Source organism: Nonomuraea solani (assembly GCF_900108335.1).
GTDB classification, from domain to species: domain Bacteria; phylum Actinomycetota; class Actinomycetes; order Streptosporangiales; family Streptosporangiaceae; genus Nonomuraea; species Nonomuraea solani.
In genome coordinates this window covers 162,940-179,783 of sequence record NZ_FNVT01000001.1, presented here as the reverse complement: position 1 = coordinate 179,783, position 16,844 = coordinate 162,940, and the positions used below count along the sequence as shown (strand labels likewise).

Here is a 16,844-nt window from a genome sequence, read left to right as displayed (position 1 = left end):
ACAGATATCAGGAAATGTCGCCCGTGACCAGGTGCCGCCAGGCGGGCACCTCGCCGCCGCCGTCCACCCGTACCTCGGCGCCGGTCACGTAGCCGGGGGCGGCCAGCCACAGACAGGCGGCGGCCACGTCGGCGGGGGTCGCCATGCGACCGGCCGGGATGGCCTTGCCGTCGAGGTCCTTGCCGCCGTAATGGGCGGTGGTGTCCTCGGTCGCGGCCAGGCCGACCACGACGGTGTTGACCCGGACGTCCGGGGCCCACTCGGCGGCCAGGCAGCGGGCCAGGTGGTGCAGGCCGGCCTTGGCGGCGCCGTAGGCGGCGGTGCCGGGCGAGGGGCGGGCGCCGCTGGAGCTGCCGATCATCACGATCGCCCCTCCGGTGGCGGCGAGCAGCGGGTGCGCGGCCTGGGAGACCAGGAGCGGGGCCGTCAGGTTCAGCTCGATGACGCGGGCGTGCAGGCGCGGCGACGTGCCCGCCAGCGGGGCCGGCGGGGAGCCGCCCGCGTTGTTGACGACCACGTCGAGGCGGCCGAGCCCGGCGATCAGCCGTTCGACGTCCCCGGGGTCGCGCACGTCCGCCTGGACGAAACGGAACTCACCGGCCGTTGGCGGCGTGCGGGCGCAGACGGTGACCTCGGCGCCCGCCTCGTGGAAGGCCCTGGCGATGCCGGCGCCGATGCCCCTGGTGCCGCCCGTCACCAGGACGGACCTGCCCGTGTAGTCGTAAGTGACGGTCACGGGTGCTACCGTACCAAGCAAGCGTTAGGTGCACCTAGGGAGTCGGATGGGGATCACGCTGCGCAAGGGCCCGGTCGCCGAGATCGTCGTGGACGTGCCGCCGGTGAACGCGCTGACCGTGCGGGGCTGGGAGGAACTGGCGCGAACCCTCCTCGCGGCAGGTGACGACGCCGAGACCAGGGTGGTCGTGCTGCGGGCCGAAGGGCGCGGGTTCAACGCCGGGGTCGACATCAAGGAGATGCGGGCGGACACGGGGTTCACGGCGCTGGTCGGCGCCAACCGGGCCTGTTACGCGGCGTTCGCGGCGGTGTACGAGTGCGCGGTGCCGGTGATCGCGGCGGTGCACGGCTTCTGCCTGGGCGGCGGCGTCGGGCTGGCCGGGAACGCCGACGTGGTGGTGGCGAGCGAGGACGCGTACTTCGGGCTGCCCGAGGTGGACCGGGGCGCGCTGGGAGCCGCCACGCACCTGGCCCGGCTGGTGCCGCAGCACCTCATGCGGGCCATGGTCTACACCTGCAGGAACGTGACGGCGGCCGAGTTGCACGCGTTCGGGTCGGTGCTGGAGGTCGTGCCGGCAGGCAAGCTGCGCGACGCCGCCATGGAGGTCGCGGATCGGATCGCCGCCAAGGATCCGTACGTCATCCGCCGCGCCAAGGAGTCGCTCAACGGCATCGACCCCGTGGATGTACACCGCAGCTACCGCTTCGAGCAGGGCTTCACCTTCGAGCTCAACCTGATGGGCATCGGCGACCGGCACCGGGAGAAGTTCACGTGAGCAAGATGATGTCGGCCGACGAGGTCGCCGCGTCGGTGGAGAGCGGGATGACGGTCGGGATCGGCGGCTGGGGCTCGCGCCGCAAGCCGATGGCCCTCGTCCACGCGCTGCTCCGCTCCCCCGCCACCGGCCTCACGGTCGTCTCGTACGGCGGTCCCGACGTCGGCCTGCTCTGCGCGGCCCGGAAGGTGCGCAAAGTCGTGGCGCCGTTCGTCACGCTCGACACCATCCCGCTGGAGCCGCACTTCAGGCGGGCCCGGCAGGCCGGAGAGATCGAGTTCGTGGAGTACGACGAGGGCATGTTCATGTTCGGGCTGCTGGCCGCGGCGCACCGGTTGCCGTTCCTGCCGACGCGGGCGGGGCTGGGGTCGGACGTCATGCGGGTCAATCCGGGGCTGCGGACGGTGCGGTCGCCGTACGAGGACGGGGAGGAGCTGGTGGCGGTGCCGGCGTTGACCATGGACGTGGCGCTCGTCCACCTGAACCGGGCCGACGCCCGGGGCAACGCCCAGTACCTGGGGCCAGACCCGTACTTCGACGATCTCTACGCGAAGGCGGCGGCGCGGTGTTACGTGTCGTGCGAGCGGGTGGTGGACACGGCCGACCTGCTCAAGGAGGGGCCGGTCCAGTCGTTGCTGATCAGCCGGTCGATGGTGGCCGGCGTGGTGGAGGCGCCGGGCGGGGCGGGCTTCACCTCGTGCGAGCCCGACTACGGGCGGGACGAGGCGGCGCAGCGGCGTTACGTGGAGGAGGCCCGATGAGCAGGGCCGACGTCTGCGTGGTGGCGTGCGCGGAGGCGTTCAGGGGCGATGGGGAGATCCTCGCGGCCGGGATCGGCGGAGCCGTCACGGTGCTGGCGGCGCGGCTGGCGCGGCTGACGTTCGAGCCCGACCTGATCACGAACGACGGTGTCTGCCTGCTCACCGGCGACGTGCCCGCGCTGGGTGAGGCTCCCGAGGTGGTGGAGGGCTGGCTGCCGTTCCGCGAGCACCTGTGGCTGGTGCTGAACGGGCGGCGGCACGTCATGCTCGGGGCCGGCCAGATCGACCGGTACGGCAACACGAACATCTCCTGCATCGGCGACTGGGCCCGGCCGAAGGCCCAGTTGCTGGGGGTGCGGGGGGCGCCGGGGAACACGCGGTGCGATCCGACGAGCTACTGGATCCCCCGGCACTCGCCCCGGGTGTTCGTGGACGCGGTGGACATGGTGAGCGGGCTCGGGACGGATCGGGGGGCCTTCGAGCTGCGCCGGGTGGTCACGAATCTGGCGGTGCTGGACTTTCGTACCGCTGATGGGGCGATGCGGCTGGTGTCGGTGCACCCGGGGGTGACCGTGGACGACGTGGTGGCGGCGACCGGGTTCGCTTTAGGCGACATTTCCGGAAATATCCCCCAGACCCGCGAGCCGACCGCGCAGGAGCTCGCCGTCCTCGACCGGCTCGACCCCGGTCGCGTACGCGACCGCGAGGTGCCGGCGTGAGAACCGCGCTCACCGACCTGACCGGCTGCCGCCATCCGATCGTCCAGACCGGCATGGGGTACGTCGCGGGCGCCCGGCTGGCGGCGGCCACCTCCCAGGCCGGCGGGCTGGGCGTCATCGGGGCCGCCACCATGTCGCTGCCCGAGATGGAGGCGGCCATCCGGCGGGTGAAGGAGCGCACGGACGCGCCGTTCGGCGTGAACATCCGCTCCGACGCCGACGACGCCGCCGACCGGGTGGAGGTGCTGGTCAGGGAGGGCGTACGGGTGGCGTCGTTCGCCCTGGCGCCACGGCGGGAGCTGATCGCCAGGCTCAAGGACGCCGGGGTGGTGACGATCCCCTCGGTGGGCGCGCGGCGGCACGCGGAGAAGGTGGCCGGGTGGGGCGTGGACGCGGTGATCGTCCAGGGTGGCGAGGGCGGTGGCCACACCGGGCCCGTCGCCACCACGCTGCTGCTGCCGCAGGTCGTGGACGCGGTGGACATTCCGGTGATCGCGGCCGGCGGGTTCTTCGACGGGCGGGGGCTGGTGGCGGCGCTGGCCTACGGGGCCTGCGGGATCGCCATGGGGACGCGGTTCCTGCTGACCAGCGACTCCCCGGTGCCCGACGAGGTGAAGAAGTTCTACCTGGCGGCCAGGGAGACCGTGGTGACCAGCAACGTGGACGGGGTGCCGCACCGGGTGCTCAGCACGCCGTTCGTGACCTCGCTCGAACGCTCGCGGCTGGTGCGCGCGGTGGTGAACGGGGCCCGGTTCAAGCGGCTGTCGGGCCTGTCGTGGGGTCAGATGTTCCGCGAGGGCCGCCGGATGCGGCGGGGGCGGGGGCTGACCTGGGCCCAGGTGCTCCAGGCGGCCAACACGCCCGTGCTGCTGCGCGCCGCCATGGTCGATGGGCGGGTGGACCTGGGGGTGATGGCCTCCGGGCAGGTGGTCGGCGTACTCGACGACCTGCCGACCTGCCGGGAGCTCATCGAACGCGTCATGGACGAGGCGAACACCACCCTGGCCCGCCTGGCCCCCTAGCCTCGTGTCCCCTCTCCTTCCTCCGGAGTGCGCGGAGCCCTCCGAAGTGCGCGGAGCCGAGAACGGGCCCGGCGTCCTAGAGAACGGTGATGCCGCGGGCGGCGAGGATGGCGTTGGCCTGGGTCTGGTTGATGATCGCGCCGGCGAAGGCGCGCACCTTGGAGTCGTCAGGCTGGCCCAGGTCGGCGCCGCGCAGGTCGGCCTTGGCGAACTTCGTGTTGAGCAGCCGGGTGCCGATCAGGCGGCAGTCGGACAGCGTGGCCTCGGTGAAGTCGCACCCCGACAGGTCGGCGTCGTCGAAGCGCACGCCCTCGATGTGCTCGCCGCGCAGGGAGCAGCCGCCGAGGTTGGCCAGGGTGAGGTTGGAGCGGGCGACCTTGAAGCCGGTGCCCCGGGAGCCCGTGAGCGCGGCGCCGATCATCCGGCAGCCGGTGAAGGAGACGTCCGTCACCAGCGCGCCGCCGAACTGGGCCGAGGACAGGTCGACGTCCGTGAACGTCACGTCGATCAGGTCGGCGTCGTTGAAGCGGGTGCGCATTCCGCCGCCGCCGGTGAAGACGGCCCCGTCGAGGTCGGCCTTGCGGAAGTCGGTCTGCTCCAGGACGCAGGACTCGAACCGGGCCCCCGCCAGCGAGGCGCCCCACAGGTCGGCCTCCGTCAGGTCGCACTCGCGGAAGACGTGCGTCTCCCCGGACGGGAGCCGGTCGCCGAGCGCCTTGTGTGAAAGATCCTCACCGTCGAAGTCCACGGGTCACAGGGTACCGGTCAGCACCTCCGCCGCCGCCTGCCCGCAGACGCGCGCGGAGCCGTACGTGGCGATGTGCACGGCGCCGACGTCCGAGCGGGCGGGCAGGCCCATCTCCACCACGACGGCGTCCGGCCGGGCGCTGAGCAGGTGCCGCAGGGCCTCCGACTGCCAGGCGTAGCGGTGGACGTCACGGACGACGACGACCAGGGGGTGGCCGGCCGCCCGGACGATCAGGCGTTCGAGGACGGGCCCGCTCGCCTCCCCGGCCGCCAGGCGGGTGACGGTGGTGCCGGGCAGCAGGGCGCGGAGGGGCTCGCCCACGCCCCACGGGGTGTTCCCGTCGATGGCCAGGTTCATCTGCGGGGTCAGCTCGACCACGTGCGCGGGCCCGGCCAGCGGCAGGACGGGGGCGGTGGAGCGGCGGGTGACGCGGATCGCGCGCCGCGCCGCGGCCAGCCCGAGGTGGCCGTTCGCGAACTCGACGCCGCCCGAAGCCGCCGACGCGACGCCGCCCGAGTTCGCGGGCGTGATGTCGATGCCGCCCGAGGAGACCGACCAGGCGGCCAGCTCGCGGACCCTGCGAGCGGCGTCGGCCAGTCTTTCCTCGGGCAGCAGTCCTTCGGTCACCGCCGTGGCGATCGCGTCGCGGATCCCGGCGGCGGTCGCCTCGTCGGCGTGCTCGCCGCCGACGCAGATCGCGTCGGCTCCGGCGGCTATGGCGCGGGCGGAGGCGCCCCCGATCCCGTACGCCCCCGACACCGCGGTCATCTCGATGCCGTCAGTGACGATCATCCCGTCGAACCCGAGCTCCTCCCGCAGCAGCCCGGTGAGCACCTTGGGGCTGAGCGTGGCGGGCCGCTCGGCGTCGTACGAGGGCACGAGGAGGTGACCGGTCATGACGGCCTTGACGCCCTCCTCGATCGCCTCGCGGAAAGGGCGGAGTGCCTCCTCGACCCCCTGCTCGGCCACGACCGGGACCCCGTGGTGGGAGTCCACCGAGGTGTCCCCGTGCCCGGGGAAGTGCTTGACGCAGGCGGCCACGCCGGCCGACTGCATGCCGCGCACGAACGCCCTGGTGTGCCGGGCGACCAGCGCCGGGTCGGCGCCGAAGGACCGCAGGCCGATGACCGGGTTGTCCGGGTTGGAGTTCACGTCGGCCGAGGGGGCGAAGTCGATGGTGATGCCCGCCCTGGCCAGGTCGCCGCCGAGGTCCCTGGCGAGGGACTCGGTCAGGTCCACGTCGTCCACGACGCCGAGCGCGTACCCGCCGGGCCTGCTGCTGCCCGTCGCCACCTCCAGCCGCGTGACCTCGCCCGACTCCTCGTCGATGCCGACGAGGACGGCGGGGTTCTCCGCGCGCAACGCGGCGGTCAGCCGGGCCACCTGGGCGGGGTCCGCGATGTTGCGGGTGAACAGCACCACACCGCCCAGGCCCGCGCCGAGCCGGCGCCGGATCCAGTCGGGCGGGGCGTGGCCGGTGAAGCCGGGTAGGAGGACCGCGTCGGCGAGGCGAAGCAGGTCACCGCTCAGGGACATGTCCAGAAATCTAATAGGAAAGTTTCCTATTTGCTAGAGGTATTTTCTGACGTCAACCCACTTCCCTCTGTCACGAACTCCGCCACGGTCTGCACCGGAGCCCCGGCCTTGTGCACGAACCCCACGGCGCGGAACGCCACCCGCAGCTCTTCAGCGCTCGCCGTGCAGGACAGGTAGCCCCTGCGGTCGTCGAAGAACTTCAGGTGCGGGTTGCGGGCGAGCACGCCGGGCCCGTCGGTCGGCGGGGGCCGGCTGGAGATCGAACTGCCCACGAACTCCACCCCGACCGTGGCCGAGGCCGGGTCCAGGAAGTCGGCCTTCAGCTCCCCCGCCCAGGCGTTGTGCACGTCGCCGCTGAACACGACCAGGCCGGGCGCCCGTACCGCCAGAATGCGGGCACGCTGCTGCGGATGGCCGTCCCAGGAGTCCAGGCGCAGCTCGCCGCCGTCCTCCGGGACCACCCGGCGGGCGAAGAACAGCGGCTGGACCAGCACGCGCCACCTGACCGGGCTGGTGACCAGCCGCGACACCAGCCACTGCTCCTGCGCGGCCCCGAGCATGGTGACGCGGTTACGGTGCTGGCGCACGTCGAGCACCATGAAGTCGGCCACGGTCCCGTAGGTCCGCCTGCGATACATCTGCAGGTTCCCGTCGTCGGGCCGGACCCGGATCGGGTGGTTCTCGTAGAACGCCTGGTACGCGGCCCCTCTGCGACGCAGGAACGCCGCCGACCCGTCGCCTTTGCCCCGGTAGTTGTCGAGCACCTCGTGGTCGTCCCAGGTGGTCACCCAGGGCGCGGCGGCGTGCGCGGCCTGCAGGTCGGGGTCGGTCTTGTAGCGGGCGTATCGCTGCCGATACTCGTGCAGCCGGCTCGTCTCCCCCGGCAGCGGCCCGAGCGGGCGCACGACGGTCGCGGCCTGGCGGGACTCGTAGATGTAGTCACCGACGTGGAAGACGACGTCGGGCCGCTCGTCGGCCAGATGCCGGTACGCGGTGTAGAACCCGTGCTCGTAGCGTTGGCAACTGGCCACCGCGAACCGTACCGGCCGCGACGAGACCGGGTCGTCGGCGGTCCTCGTGCGGCCGACGGCGCTCTGCCCGCCGCCGGTCCTGAACCGGTAGAAGTAGTCGGTGCCCGGCCGGAGCCCGGTGACCCTGACGTGCACGCTGTGCGCCCAGACCGGCAGCGCCTGGATGGCGCCCTGGCGCACGACCCGCGTGAAGCGCTCGTCCTCGGCGAGCTGCCAGCTCACCTCGACGGCCCTCGGGGCCATGCCGCCCGGCCGTTTGGGGTCGGTGTTCAGGGGGTCGACCGCTAATCGGGTCCAGAGCATCACCCCGTCGGGCAACGGCTCACCGGACGCGATGCCCAGAGTGAACGGGTTCGCCATATCTTCATGGTGACCCAGGGGCGGGCGGATCGAGGCGCTCGATGATGGTGACGTTCGCCTGTCCTCCCCCTTCGCACATGGTCTGGAGGCCGTACCTGCCGCCGGTCCGCTCCAGCTCGTGCAGCAGCTTGACGGCCAGGACGGCGCCGGTCGCGCCGAGCGGGTGGCCGAGCGCGATCGCGCCGCCGTTCGGGTTGACCCTGGCCGGGTCGGCGCCGGTCTCCCGGATCCAGGACAGCACGACGGGGGCGAACGCCTCGTTGATCTCGATGGCGTCGAAGTCGTCGATGGACAGGCCGGTCATGCCGAGCGCGTGCACGGTGGCCGGGATCGGCGCGGACAGCATCATGATCGGGTCGTCGCCGCGCGCCGACAGGTGGTGCACGCGGGCGCGCGGGATCAGGCCGTGTTCCTGTACGGCGCGGGGCGAGGCGATGAGCAGGGCGGCCGCGCCGTCGGAGATCTGTGAGGCCAGGGCGGCCGTCAGGCGGCCTCCCTCGGTCAGGGGCTTGAGCGCGGCCATCTTCTCCGGCGTGGTGTCCCTGCGCGGGCCCTCGTCGGTGGCGGCGCCTTCGTAGGGGGCGATCTCGCGCCGGAAATATCCGGCGTCGATGGCGTGCAGGGCCCGCCGATGCGACTCGTACGCGTACCGCTCCATCTCCTCCCGCGAGATGTCCCACTTGGCGGCGATCATCTCGGCCCCGGTGAACTGGGAGACCTCCTGCGTGCCGTACCGCGCGGCCCAGCCCTTGGAGCCCCCGAAGGGGGTCTCGTGGCCGTACGGGCGGCCCGCGAGCATCGCGGCCGCGATGGGGATCATGCTCATGTTCTGCACTCCCCCGGCCACCACCAGGTCGTTCGTGCCGGACAGCACGGCCTGGGCGGCGAAGTGCAGCGCCTGCTGGGAGGAGCCGCACTGGCGGTCGATGGTGACGCCGGGCACCTCCTCGGGCAGCCCGGCGGCCAGCCAGCACGTACGGGCGATGTCGCCGGCCTGCGGGCCGATCGTGTCCACGCAGCCGAACAGCACGTCCTCGACCGCCGACGGATCCGCACCGGTGCGGTCCATCAGCTCCTTGAGCACATGCGCGCCGAGGTCGGCGGGGTGGGCTCCGGCCAGGCCGCCGTTCCTGCGCCCGACGGGCGTCCGGACGGCACCGACGATGTACGCCTCGCTCATCCAGGTATCGTAGCAAGCGCTTGGTCTATACGGGAATGCCGTATGAGCTGGGCCGGTTAGGTGAACAAGCGATTGTCCTAGGGCTCATAATGGGGACGTGACCACGCGAAAGAACTCCGGCACCACCACCCCGGCGAAGCGCCAGCGCGCGACCTCATCGGGGTCGGCGTCCGAGCGCCGTGACCACCTCGTCAAGCTCGCCGCGGAGCTCTTCGCGCGCAAGGGCTTCCAGGCCACGACCGTACGCGAGATCGCCGACGAGGCGGGCATCCTGTCCGGAAGTCTCTACCACCACTTCGACTCCAAAGAGACGATCGTCGACGAGGTGCTGTCCACCTTCCTCGATGATCTCATCGCCCGCTACCGGGCCGCGCTCGACACGAGCGCCGACGCCCGCACCGTGCTGTCGGAGATGGTCCGCATCGGCTTCGGCACGCTGGAGCCGCACCGCGCCGCGATCACGGTGATGCAGAACGACTGGAACTACCTGCGCCAGTTCGAGCGGTTCAACTACCTGGTCAAGGCCGAGGACGAGGTCGAGCAGATCTGGGTGTCGCAGATCAAGGCCGGGCAGGCGGCCGGGCTGTTCAGGTCCGATGTGGACCCGAAGCTGACCTACCGGATGATCCGCGACACGATCTGGGTCGCCGTGCGCTGGTTCCGTCCCGGCGGCCGGCTCAACACCGCCGGCCTGGCCGAGCACTACATCACGGTGCTCTTCGACGGGCTCGCCACAGGCGACCGCACCACGCAAAAGGGATGAGCCTCGGCAAGGCGGTGCGACTCGCACTGCAGGAGACGGCCGAGCCGGGCAAGGCCGAGGCCATGCGGGCCTACATGAAGTCCGAGATGCCGTTCCTGGGCGTCCAGGCCGTACCCAGGCGGGCGGCGCTGCGGAAGGTGTTCGCCGAGCACCGGCTGGAGAGCGCGCCCGAGTGGCGGCGGGCGGTGCTGTCGCTGTGGCGCGAGGCCGAATACCGCGAGGAGCGCTACGCCGCCGTCGAGCTGTCCGGCTACCACCTCTACCGGGAGTTCCAGACCCTCTACACGGTCCCCATGTACGAGGAGATGATCGTCTCGGGGGCCTGGTGGGACCTGGTCGACGAGCTGGCCACGCACCGCGTCGGCGGCCTGCTCACCGCCTACCCCGACTCGATGCGCACCCTCGTGCTGGAGTGGGCGCACGACGACGACCTGTGGAAACGGCGCACGGCCATCCTGTGCCAGAACCGGTTCAAGGCCCGCACCGACACCGCCCTGCTCTACGCGTGCATCGAGCCGAGCCTGTCGGACAACGACTTCTTCGCGCGCAAGGCGATCGGCTGGGCCTTACGCGAATACGCCAAGACGAACCCGGCCGAGGTGATCCGCTACGTCAAGGCCAAGGGCATTTCTGGCCTGAGCCGGCGCGAAGCCCTCAAAAACCTTCCCGTCACCTAGTCCACAGCGCGTCCTGCACGGCCTGCACCAGGGCCATCAGCTCCGGTGTGACGCGCTCCTTCGACCAGGCCAGGGCGTAGGTGATGCGCAGGTCGCCCGCCTCCAGCGGCACGAACCGCACGTCCTCCCGCCGCACGCTCCGGACCAGCAGGTGCGGGATCGGCAGCAGCCCCGCCCCCGCCGCCACCAGGTCGATCGCGGCGGTGAAGTCGTCGGCCACCAGCCGGGAGCGGCCCGGCAGGCCCCAGGGCCGGCTGCCGGGCGTGATCAGCACCTGGCCGCCCAGCTCGTCGGCGCTCACCTTGGGCCTGGACGCCAGCCGGTGCCCGGCCGGGACGGCCAGGTGGTCGACGGTGACGTGAAACCTGGCCGCCGTGACGAACCGCGCCGGGGCGGGCGTGGCCAGGATCGCGGCCGACACCTCGCCGTCGGCCAGCGCCCGCGCCGCCGCGTCGCGCCCGGCCGCCCGCAGCTCCACCCCGATGGCCGGCGTGCGGCCCGCGAGCCGCCTGACGATCCGCGCCGCCAGCGTTCCGACGAGTGGTGGATAAGCCAGGTGAATGGTCGGCCGGGCCAGTCTGCCCGCTTCCGCGGTGAACGCGCCGACCGACTCGATCACCTGCTCCGCGTACGCGAGCAGCGCCTTGCCCTCCGCCGTGAGCCGCACCTCGCGGGCCGTCCGCTCGAAGAGCCGGACCCCGGCCGCGCGTTCGAGCCGGGTGATGGCCTGGCTCATGGCGGGCTGCGACATCCCCAGGTCGGCGGCGGCCGCCGAGAAGCTGAGCCGGCCGGCGACCCTGGTGAAGCAGTGGATCTCGCGAAGCATAAGCAGCACCAATACATGGTGCACGACTTCCGGAGTGCTCGGCAGGATTCGACGCGACCTGACGTAGATCGAGGGAGCCTCAAGAAGATGTCCGCATTTCCGAAGTCCACCGTTCTCGGCTATCCGCGGATCGGGCCGCGCAGGGAGTTGAAGCGGGCGCTGGAGTCGTACTGGGACGGGCGTTCGAGCCGGGCGGAGCTCGAACGGACAGGCGCCGAGCTGCGCGAGCGGACCTGGCGCGATCTGGCCCGGCTCGGGCTCGAAGGGCTGCCGTCGAACACGTTCTCCCTGTACGACCAGGTGCTGGACACGGCCGTGCTGCTCGGGGCGGTGCCGTCGCGCTACCGCGACGCCGACGACCCCTATTTCGCGATGGCCAGGGGCACCGATGGGCTGGCGCCGCTGCGGATGACGAAGTGGTTCGACACGAACTACCACTACATCGTGCCCGAGATCGGGCCGGACACCGTGTTCAAGCTGGACGCGGCCAAGCCGCTGGCCGAGGTGCGCGAGGCGCGGGCGCTGGGCCACGAGACGCGGCCCGTGGTGGTGGGACCGGTGACGTTCCTGCTGCTGGGGTCGGCGCTGGACCGGCTGGAGGAGGCGCTGGCCTGCTACGCGGAACTGCTCGCCGCTCTGGCCGCAGAAGGGGTCGCGTGGGTGCAGCTCGACGAGCCCGCGCTGGTGGGCGACCGCACGCCGGAGGAGTTGGCGGCCGTCAGGACCGCCTATGACCGCCTCGGGGCGCTGAGCGAGCGGCCCGGGCTGTTCGTGGCGTCCTACTTCGGCGACCTGGGCGAGTCGCTGCCGGTGCTGGCCGGGACGCCGGTGGAGGCCATCGGGATCGACCTGGTGCGGGGCGCCGTCCCGGCCGCCGACCTGACGGGCAAGACCGTGGTCGCGGGCGTGGTGTCCGGGCGCGACGTGTGGCGCACCTCGCCCGAGCGGGCGCTGGCCGCGCTGGCCTCCGTACGGGCGTCGCGGGTGACGGTGAGCACCTCGTGCTCGCTGCAGCACGTGCCCTACGACGTCTCGGCCGAAAGCGACCTGGACCCGGCGCTCAGGGAGCGGCTGGCGTTCGCGGAGCAGAAGGTGGCCGAGGTGGTGGCGCTCGCGGCCACCGGCTTCCACGGCACCGCGCCGGCCCGGCCCTCGGTGGCGCTGGCCGGGCCGGTGCCCGCCGAGGGGCGCGGCCCGTACGCGGTGCGCGCCGCCGCCCAGGCCGAGCACCTGCGGCTGCCGCCGCTGCCGATCACCACGATCGGGTCGTTCCCGCAGACCGGCGAACTGCGCGCGGCCCGCGCGGCGGTGACCGCCGGCACGCTGTCGCGGGCCGACTACGAGCGGCGGGTCGAGGCCGAGATCGAGCACGTGATCCGGCTCCAGGAACGGCTCGGCCTGGACGTGCTCGTGCACGGGGAGCCCGAGCGCAACGACATGGTGCAGTATTTCGCCGAGCACCTCGACGGGTTCGCCGTCACCAAAAACGGCTGGGTGCAGTCGTACGGGTCGCGCTGCACCCGGCCGCCGATCCTGCACGGCGACGTCGGCCGGCCGGAGCCGATCACGGTGCGGTGGGCCACGTACGCGCAGTCGCTCACGGACAAGCCGGTCAAGGGCATGCTCACCGGGCCCGTCACCATCGTGGCCTGGTCCTTCGTCCGCGACGACCTGCCGCTGCGGGACGTGGTGTTCCAGGTGGCCGACGCCGTCCGGGACGAGGTGCGCGACCTGGAGGCGGCCGGGGTGTCGATCATCCAGGTGGACGAGCCGGCGCTGCGCGAACTCCTGCCGCTGCGGCGGGCGGCGCAGGCCGACTACCTGGAGTGGGCGGTGGCGGCGTACCGGCGGGCGACGTCGGGGGCGAGCGACCGCACCCAGATCCACACGCACCTGTGCTACTCCGACGCCGACCAGATCCTGGCCGCCATCGACGGGCTGGACGCCGACGTGACCACCATCGAGTCCGCCCGGTCGGGGGCGCGGATCCTGGGGGCGGTCTCCTCGTTCGGGCGCGGGCTGGGGCCCGGCGTCTACGACATCCACTCACCCCGGGTGCCCGGGGCCGGGGAGGTCGAGGAGTCGTTGCGCGGGATCGTCGGGGTGCTGCCGGTCGAGCGGGTCTGGGTGAACCCGGACTGCGGGCTGAAGACGCGGACGTACGAGGAGGTGGAGGCCTCGCTGACCAACGTGGTGACCGCGACCCGCCGCCTGCGCGCCGGCCTTCAGGCGTAGTTTCAGGTGTGGCGCTCGGTGTACTCCTCGACGGTCATGCCGAAGAGGAGCTCGTCGTGATAGCGGCCGTTGGCGTAGTGGCTCCTGCGCCGGCGGCCCTCCTCCACGAAGCCCATGCGACGGTGCAGGGCCTGCGAGGCGTCGTTGTAGCCGTAGACCCAGGCCTCGGCCTTCTGGAAGCGCCGCTCGAAGAACATGTACCGGAGGAGCAGGACGATGGCCTCACTGGCGTAGCCCTTGCGGTGGTGCGGGGTGCCGACGGAGATCCCGTAGGCGAAGGTGCCGTGGACACGATCGATCTGGTGGGTGTTGATCGAGCCGACCGGGGCGTTGTCGGCCTTTGAGGCGATGACCAGGGAGAACTCGTCGAGGTCGAGCTCCTCTTCGGCACCCTCCGCGTTCGCCTTCTTCGCCCGCGCGGCGGAGTTGGGCGGGGTGAGCCGCCAGCCGCTCCGCACCGCGTCGGAGTCTTCGTCGAAGGCGTGAAAGGCCTCCCAGTCCTCAGGCTCCCTGGCACGCAGGCGAACACGGTCGCCCACCCAGATCGAGGATGTCATGCGAGGGATCAAAGCAGATCCGTCCGGGCTCCCGCGAACCCTTTATGGCCCTCACGACGTCGCGTAGCGCGGGCCCGCGTCGTGCCCCCGAGGTGGAGGCCGTCACCAATACAGCATCTGATGCCCCAGGTCACCGAGTCCTTTGCCGCGCCGAGTGTGAGCCGGCACGTGGTCTCGGTGGCGTACTCGACCCTTGATCCGCCGGGGGCGAACTGGGCGACGGTGGCGGGCAGGGCGAGTAGACGATCGGCCGATCAGGCGCCGCCGGTGAAGGTGGCGTGCCGTGACGTGGCGTCGGCGGGAGTGAGGAGGGGGCGGGCGGCGAGCCAGGCCGCGGCGCCCGCGGCGTCGGCGGCCGTGGTGACCGTCTCGTCCGCCAGCAGCTCCGTCACAGCGCTCCGCACCGGTCCGTCGCTGGTCAGGACGCTGCCGGCGAGCACCACCGGGCCCGACACGTGAATGCGGCGCAGGGTCGTCACCAGATGGTGGGCGGCCTCCTGCGCGATCTTGACGGCCAGCGGGTCGCCCGCCGCAGCGGCCTCGCTGACCAGTGAGGACACGGCGGCCAGGCGCATGGGGTCGGCCTGGGACCGGCGGACGATGCGGTCGGCGGCGGCGCGGGGGGTGGCGAATCGTTCCGCGCCGAGGAAGTGTTCGCCGACGAGTCGAGCGAGCGTGCCCGATGGTGCCGGGGCGCTGAGCGCCGCCACGGGCATGCCCCGGTCAAGGGCCTCGATCACCGCCTTCACCGCCTGGCGGCCGATCCAGAAGCCGGAGCCCGCGTCGCCGAGCAGCCAGCCCAGCCCGTCGGCGATCTCGCCCAGCTCGTAGTTCACCACCTGGCACGCCACCGCCCCCGTGCCCGACAGCAGCAGCGACCCGTCGGGTTCGGAGGTGCCGGCGGCGTAGCCGATGGTCACGTCGGCGACGTAGCGGGGGCCTGTGGTGATCCCGTGGGCGGCCCACAGCTTCGTCAGCTCGGGCACCATCTCCTCGACGTGCCCGGCGACCCCCGCCATCGACCCCACGACCCGCGCCCCGTCCAGGGAGCCGAGCGCCTCGCCGAGGGCCGCCTCGACCGACGCCACGGCCTTGGCCAGCCCATGGGCGGTCGGGTTGCCGGCCCCGGCCCGCGCGTAGCCCACTCGCCTGCCGTCGAGCGTGTGGACCGCGACGCGCGTGGACGTCGCACCGGCATCGACTCCGACCAGCAGCGATTCAGTCACGGTCCGAGTGTGGGGGTTGACGTGACCAAGAAGCAAGAATAATTTTCGCCAGAAGACCGGGTATTCGGAAGGAATATTCGTGACTTCAGGAGCGCTCGGGCGCGTCGAAACAGAACTACCCGGTTTGCCGGAGGCTTTGCGCAGGGTCGGTGAGGTAATTCTCGGAGACCCGGCCGAGGCCGCCCGGTCGACCATTATCGCGCTGGCCGAACGCGCGGGCAGCTCGCCTGCCACCGTGACCAGGTTCTGCCGCGCCTTCGGCTTCTCGGGCTACGCCGAGCTGCGGGTGGCCCTGGCCACCGAGACCGGCAGGGCGGCCCAGGCGGGCTGGGGCGCGGGCGTCGGGCACGAGATCGGCCCCGACGACCCGCTCGACGCGGCCGTCGAGATGATGGCCGCCGCCGACGCCCGGCTGATCCAGGACACCGCCGCCCAGCTCGACCTCGACGTCGTGGCCAAGGTGGCCGACGCCGTCGTGGCCGCGCCTCGGGTGCTCCTCGTCGGCGTCTCCACCAGCGGAAACGTCGCCACGATGTTCGAGGGACGGCTGCGCCGCATCGGCATTCCGGGCTGGAGCGCGGGCGACGCGCACGTGGCCCTGTCAGAGGCCGCCCTGCTCAAGGCGGGCGACGTGGCCATCGGCATCAGCCACCGGGGCCGTACCCGCGAGGTCATGGAGTCGCTGGCCGAGGCGGGCAGCCACGGCGCGCTGGCGGTCGCCGTCACCTCCTTCGCCCGCTCCCCGCTGGCCGAGCTGGCCGACCTGGTGCTGACCACCGCCAGCAGGGAGACCACGTTCCGGCTCGGCGGGCTGGCCGCCGTGCACTCACAGTTGTTCGTGCTGGACGCCGTCTACGTGGCGGTCGCGCAGCGCACTTATGAGCGGACGAACGAGGCATTCGAGCGCACGATCAGCGCCGTGGAGAGCCACCGGGTGGAGAGGGGTTAGATGACGTACGCATCCCAGGTCCTCGATCTGGCACGTCAGGTCGCGGAGAACCAGGCGGGTCCCGTACGGGAGGCCGCCGCGCTGTTCGTGACCTCGATCAGGGCCGGCGGGCTGGTCAACGCGTTCGGCTCCGGGCATTCCGAGGCCATCGCCATGGAGATCGCCGGCCGCGCCGGCGGCCTGGTCCCCAGCAACCGCCTCACCCCGAGGGACCTCGTCCTGTACGGCGGGCAGCCGGTCAGCGTGCTCACCCCGGAGCTGGAACGGGACCCGGCCATCGCGCACCAGATCTACGACCTGGCCCCGGTGTCGCCCGAGGACGTGTTCGTCCTGGTGTCGAGCTCCGGCGTCAACGGCACGGTCGTCGAGCTGGCCAGGCTCGTCAAGGACCGTGGCCACGCGCTGATCGCGATCACGTCGGTCGCGCACAGCACCCGGATGACCTCCAGGCACCCGTCGGGCGGCAAGCTGCTCGAACTGGCCGACGTCGTCCTCGACAACGGCGCGCCGTACGGCGACGCCATCCTCGACCTGCCCGGTGGCGGCAGCTACGGTGCGGTTTCGACGATCACCTCCGCGTTGCTCGCGCAGATGGTGGTCACCGAGGCGGTGGACGAGCTCGTGGCACTCGGCGAGACGCCTCCCATCTACCTGTCGGTGAACGTGACCGGCGGCGACGAGCACAACAAGGCCCTGGAAGCCCGCTACGCCGGGCGCATCAGGCGCGGAACATGAATAGTCAG

At 72.0% G+C, this 16,844-nt stretch carries 17 protein-coding genes; 9 read left to right on the top strand and 8 right to left on the bottom strand.

Annotated elements, in window-relative coordinates; translation table 11 throughout:
* Positions 1-7 precede the first annotated feature (7 nt).
* Positions 8-736 carry an SDR family oxidoreductase gene (locus C4V41_RS00870; RefSeq protein WP_103953776.1) on the bottom strand — a complete coding sequence of 243 codons (729 nt, stop codon included), beginning with the start codon at positions 734-736 and terminating at the stop codon, positions 8-10.
* A gap of 46 nt (positions 737-782) precedes the next feature.
* On the opposite strand from C4V41_RS00870, the gene C4V41_RS00865 reads away from it, so the two are divergent.
* The 4 genes from C4V41_RS00865 to C4V41_RS00850 are packed head-to-tail and all read left to right on the top strand — an operon-like array spanning position 783 to position 4,013.
* Entirely contained in the window at positions 783-1,511 is a 729-nt protein-coding gene (locus C4V41_RS00865; protein WP_103953775.1) for an enoyl-CoA hydratase family protein, read from the top strand.
* A gap of 5 nt (positions 1,512-1,516) precedes the next feature.
* Positions 1,517-2,272 carry a CoA transferase subunit A gene (locus C4V41_RS00860; protein ID WP_407669923.1) on the top strand — a complete coding sequence of 252 codons (756 nt, stop codon included), beginning with the start codon at positions 1,517-1,519 and terminating at the stop codon, positions 2,270-2,272.
* Positions 2,269-2,991 carry a CoA-transferase subunit beta gene (locus tag C4V41_RS00855; protein ID WP_103953774.1) on the top strand — a complete coding sequence of 241 codons (723 nt, stop codon included), beginning with the start codon at positions 2,269-2,271 and terminating at the stop codon, positions 2,989-2,991. Before C4V41_RS00860 ends, C4V41_RS00855 begins: the two co-directional genes overlap by 4 nt.
* Positions 2,988-4,013: an NAD(P)H-dependent flavin oxidoreductase gene (locus tag C4V41_RS00850; protein ID WP_103953773.1), complete on the top strand. Its 1,026-nt coding sequence runs from the start codon at positions 2,988-2,990 to the stop codon at positions 4,011-4,013. Before C4V41_RS00855 ends, C4V41_RS00850 begins: the two co-directional genes overlap by 4 nt.
* A 76-nt stretch (positions 4,014-4,089) precedes the next feature.
* Here the strand turns inward: C4V41_RS00850 and C4V41_RS00845 are convergent, their stop codons facing one another.
* From C4V41_RS00845 to C4V41_RS00830, 4 genes are read right to left on the bottom strand one after another with little or no spacing between them, the layout of a single operon-like run.
* The gene (locus tag C4V41_RS00845) at positions 4,090-4,761 is read right to left on the bottom strand and encodes a pentapeptide repeat-containing protein (RefSeq protein ID WP_103953772.1); all 672 of its coding nucleotides are present in this window, start codon (positions 4,759-4,761) and stop codon (positions 4,090-4,092) included.
* A 3-nt stretch (positions 4,762-4,764) separates the two neighbouring features.
* Positions 4,765-6,297 (bottom strand): glycoside hydrolase family 3 protein, encoded by a 1,533-nt coding sequence (locus tag C4V41_RS00840; protein ID WP_103953771.1) that lies wholly within the window; start codon positions 6,295-6,297, stop codon positions 4,765-4,767.
* 26 nt (positions 6,298-6,323) lie between these two features.
* Positions 6,324-7,688: an alkaline phosphatase D family protein gene (locus C4V41_RS00835; RefSeq protein ID WP_200823669.1), complete on the bottom strand. Its 1,365-nt coding sequence runs from the start codon at positions 7,686-7,688 to the stop codon at positions 6,324-6,326.
* Positions 7,689-7,692: 4 nt separating this feature from the next.
* Entirely contained in the window at positions 7,693-8,868 is a 1,176-nt protein-coding gene (locus C4V41_RS00830) for an acetyl-CoA C-acetyltransferase (RefSeq protein ID WP_103953769.1), read from the bottom strand.
* Between the two features lie 97 nt (positions 8,869-8,965).
* Between C4V41_RS00830 and C4V41_RS00825 the strand changes: the two genes are divergently transcribed.
* Together C4V41_RS00825 and C4V41_RS00820 are read left to right on the top strand one after the other, a co-directional pair.
* Positions 8,966-9,631 (top strand): TetR/AcrR family transcriptional regulator, encoded by a 666-nt coding sequence (locus tag C4V41_RS00825; RefSeq protein ID WP_103953768.1) that lies wholly within the window; start codon positions 8,966-8,968, stop codon positions 9,629-9,631.
* Positions 9,628-10,308, top strand: a complete 681-nt coding sequence (locus tag C4V41_RS00820) for a DNA alkylation repair protein (protein WP_103953767.1) — start codon at positions 9,628-9,630, stop codon at positions 10,306-10,308. The genes C4V41_RS00825 and C4V41_RS00820 overlap by 4 nt, the downstream gene beginning before the upstream one ends.
* Here C4V41_RS00820 and C4V41_RS00815 read toward each other — a convergent pair.
* A complete protein-coding gene (locus tag C4V41_RS00815; RefSeq protein WP_103953766.1) occupies positions 10,301-11,134 on the bottom strand; it encodes a LysR family transcriptional regulator in 834 nt (277 codons plus the stop codon). The genes C4V41_RS00820 and C4V41_RS00815 overlap by 8 nt on opposite strands.
* 87 nt (positions 11,135-11,221) lie before the next feature.
* On the opposite strand from C4V41_RS00815, the gene metE reads away from it, so the two are divergent.
* Positions 11,222-13,369 (top strand): 5-methyltetrahydropteroyltriglutamate--homocysteine S-methyltransferase, encoded by a 2,148-nt coding sequence (gene metE / locus C4V41_RS00810; RefSeq protein WP_103953765.1) that lies wholly within the window; start codon positions 11,222-11,224, stop codon positions 13,367-13,369.
* 2 nt (positions 13,370-13,371) lie between these two features.
* Here metE and C4V41_RS00805 read toward each other — a convergent pair whose 3' ends face one another.
* Positions 13,372-13,926, bottom strand: coding sequence for a GNAT family N-acetyltransferase (locus C4V41_RS00805; RefSeq protein ID WP_103953764.1), 555 nt, complete (start codon positions 13,924-13,926; stop codon positions 13,372-13,374).
* 254 nt (positions 13,927-14,180) lie between these two features.
* The gene (locus tag C4V41_RS00800; RefSeq protein ID WP_160150135.1) at positions 14,181-15,152 is read right to left on the bottom strand and encodes an N-acetylglucosamine kinase; all 972 of its coding nucleotides are present in this window, start codon (positions 15,150-15,152) and stop codon (positions 14,181-14,183) included.
* Between the two features lie 79 nt (positions 15,153-15,231).
* Between C4V41_RS00800 and C4V41_RS00795 the strand changes: the two genes are divergently transcribed.
* Both C4V41_RS00795 and C4V41_RS00790 read left to right on the top strand, forming a co-directional pair.
* Positions 15,232-16,101, top strand: coding sequence for a MurR/RpiR family transcriptional regulator (locus C4V41_RS00795; protein ID WP_103953763.1), 870 nt, complete (start codon positions 15,232-15,234; stop codon positions 16,099-16,101).
* Positions 16,102-16,836: a sugar isomerase domain-containing protein gene (locus tag C4V41_RS00790; protein ID WP_103953762.1), complete on the top strand. Its 735-nt coding sequence runs from the start codon at positions 16,102-16,104 to the stop codon at positions 16,834-16,836.
* Positions 16,837-16,844: the final 8 nt, after the last annotated feature.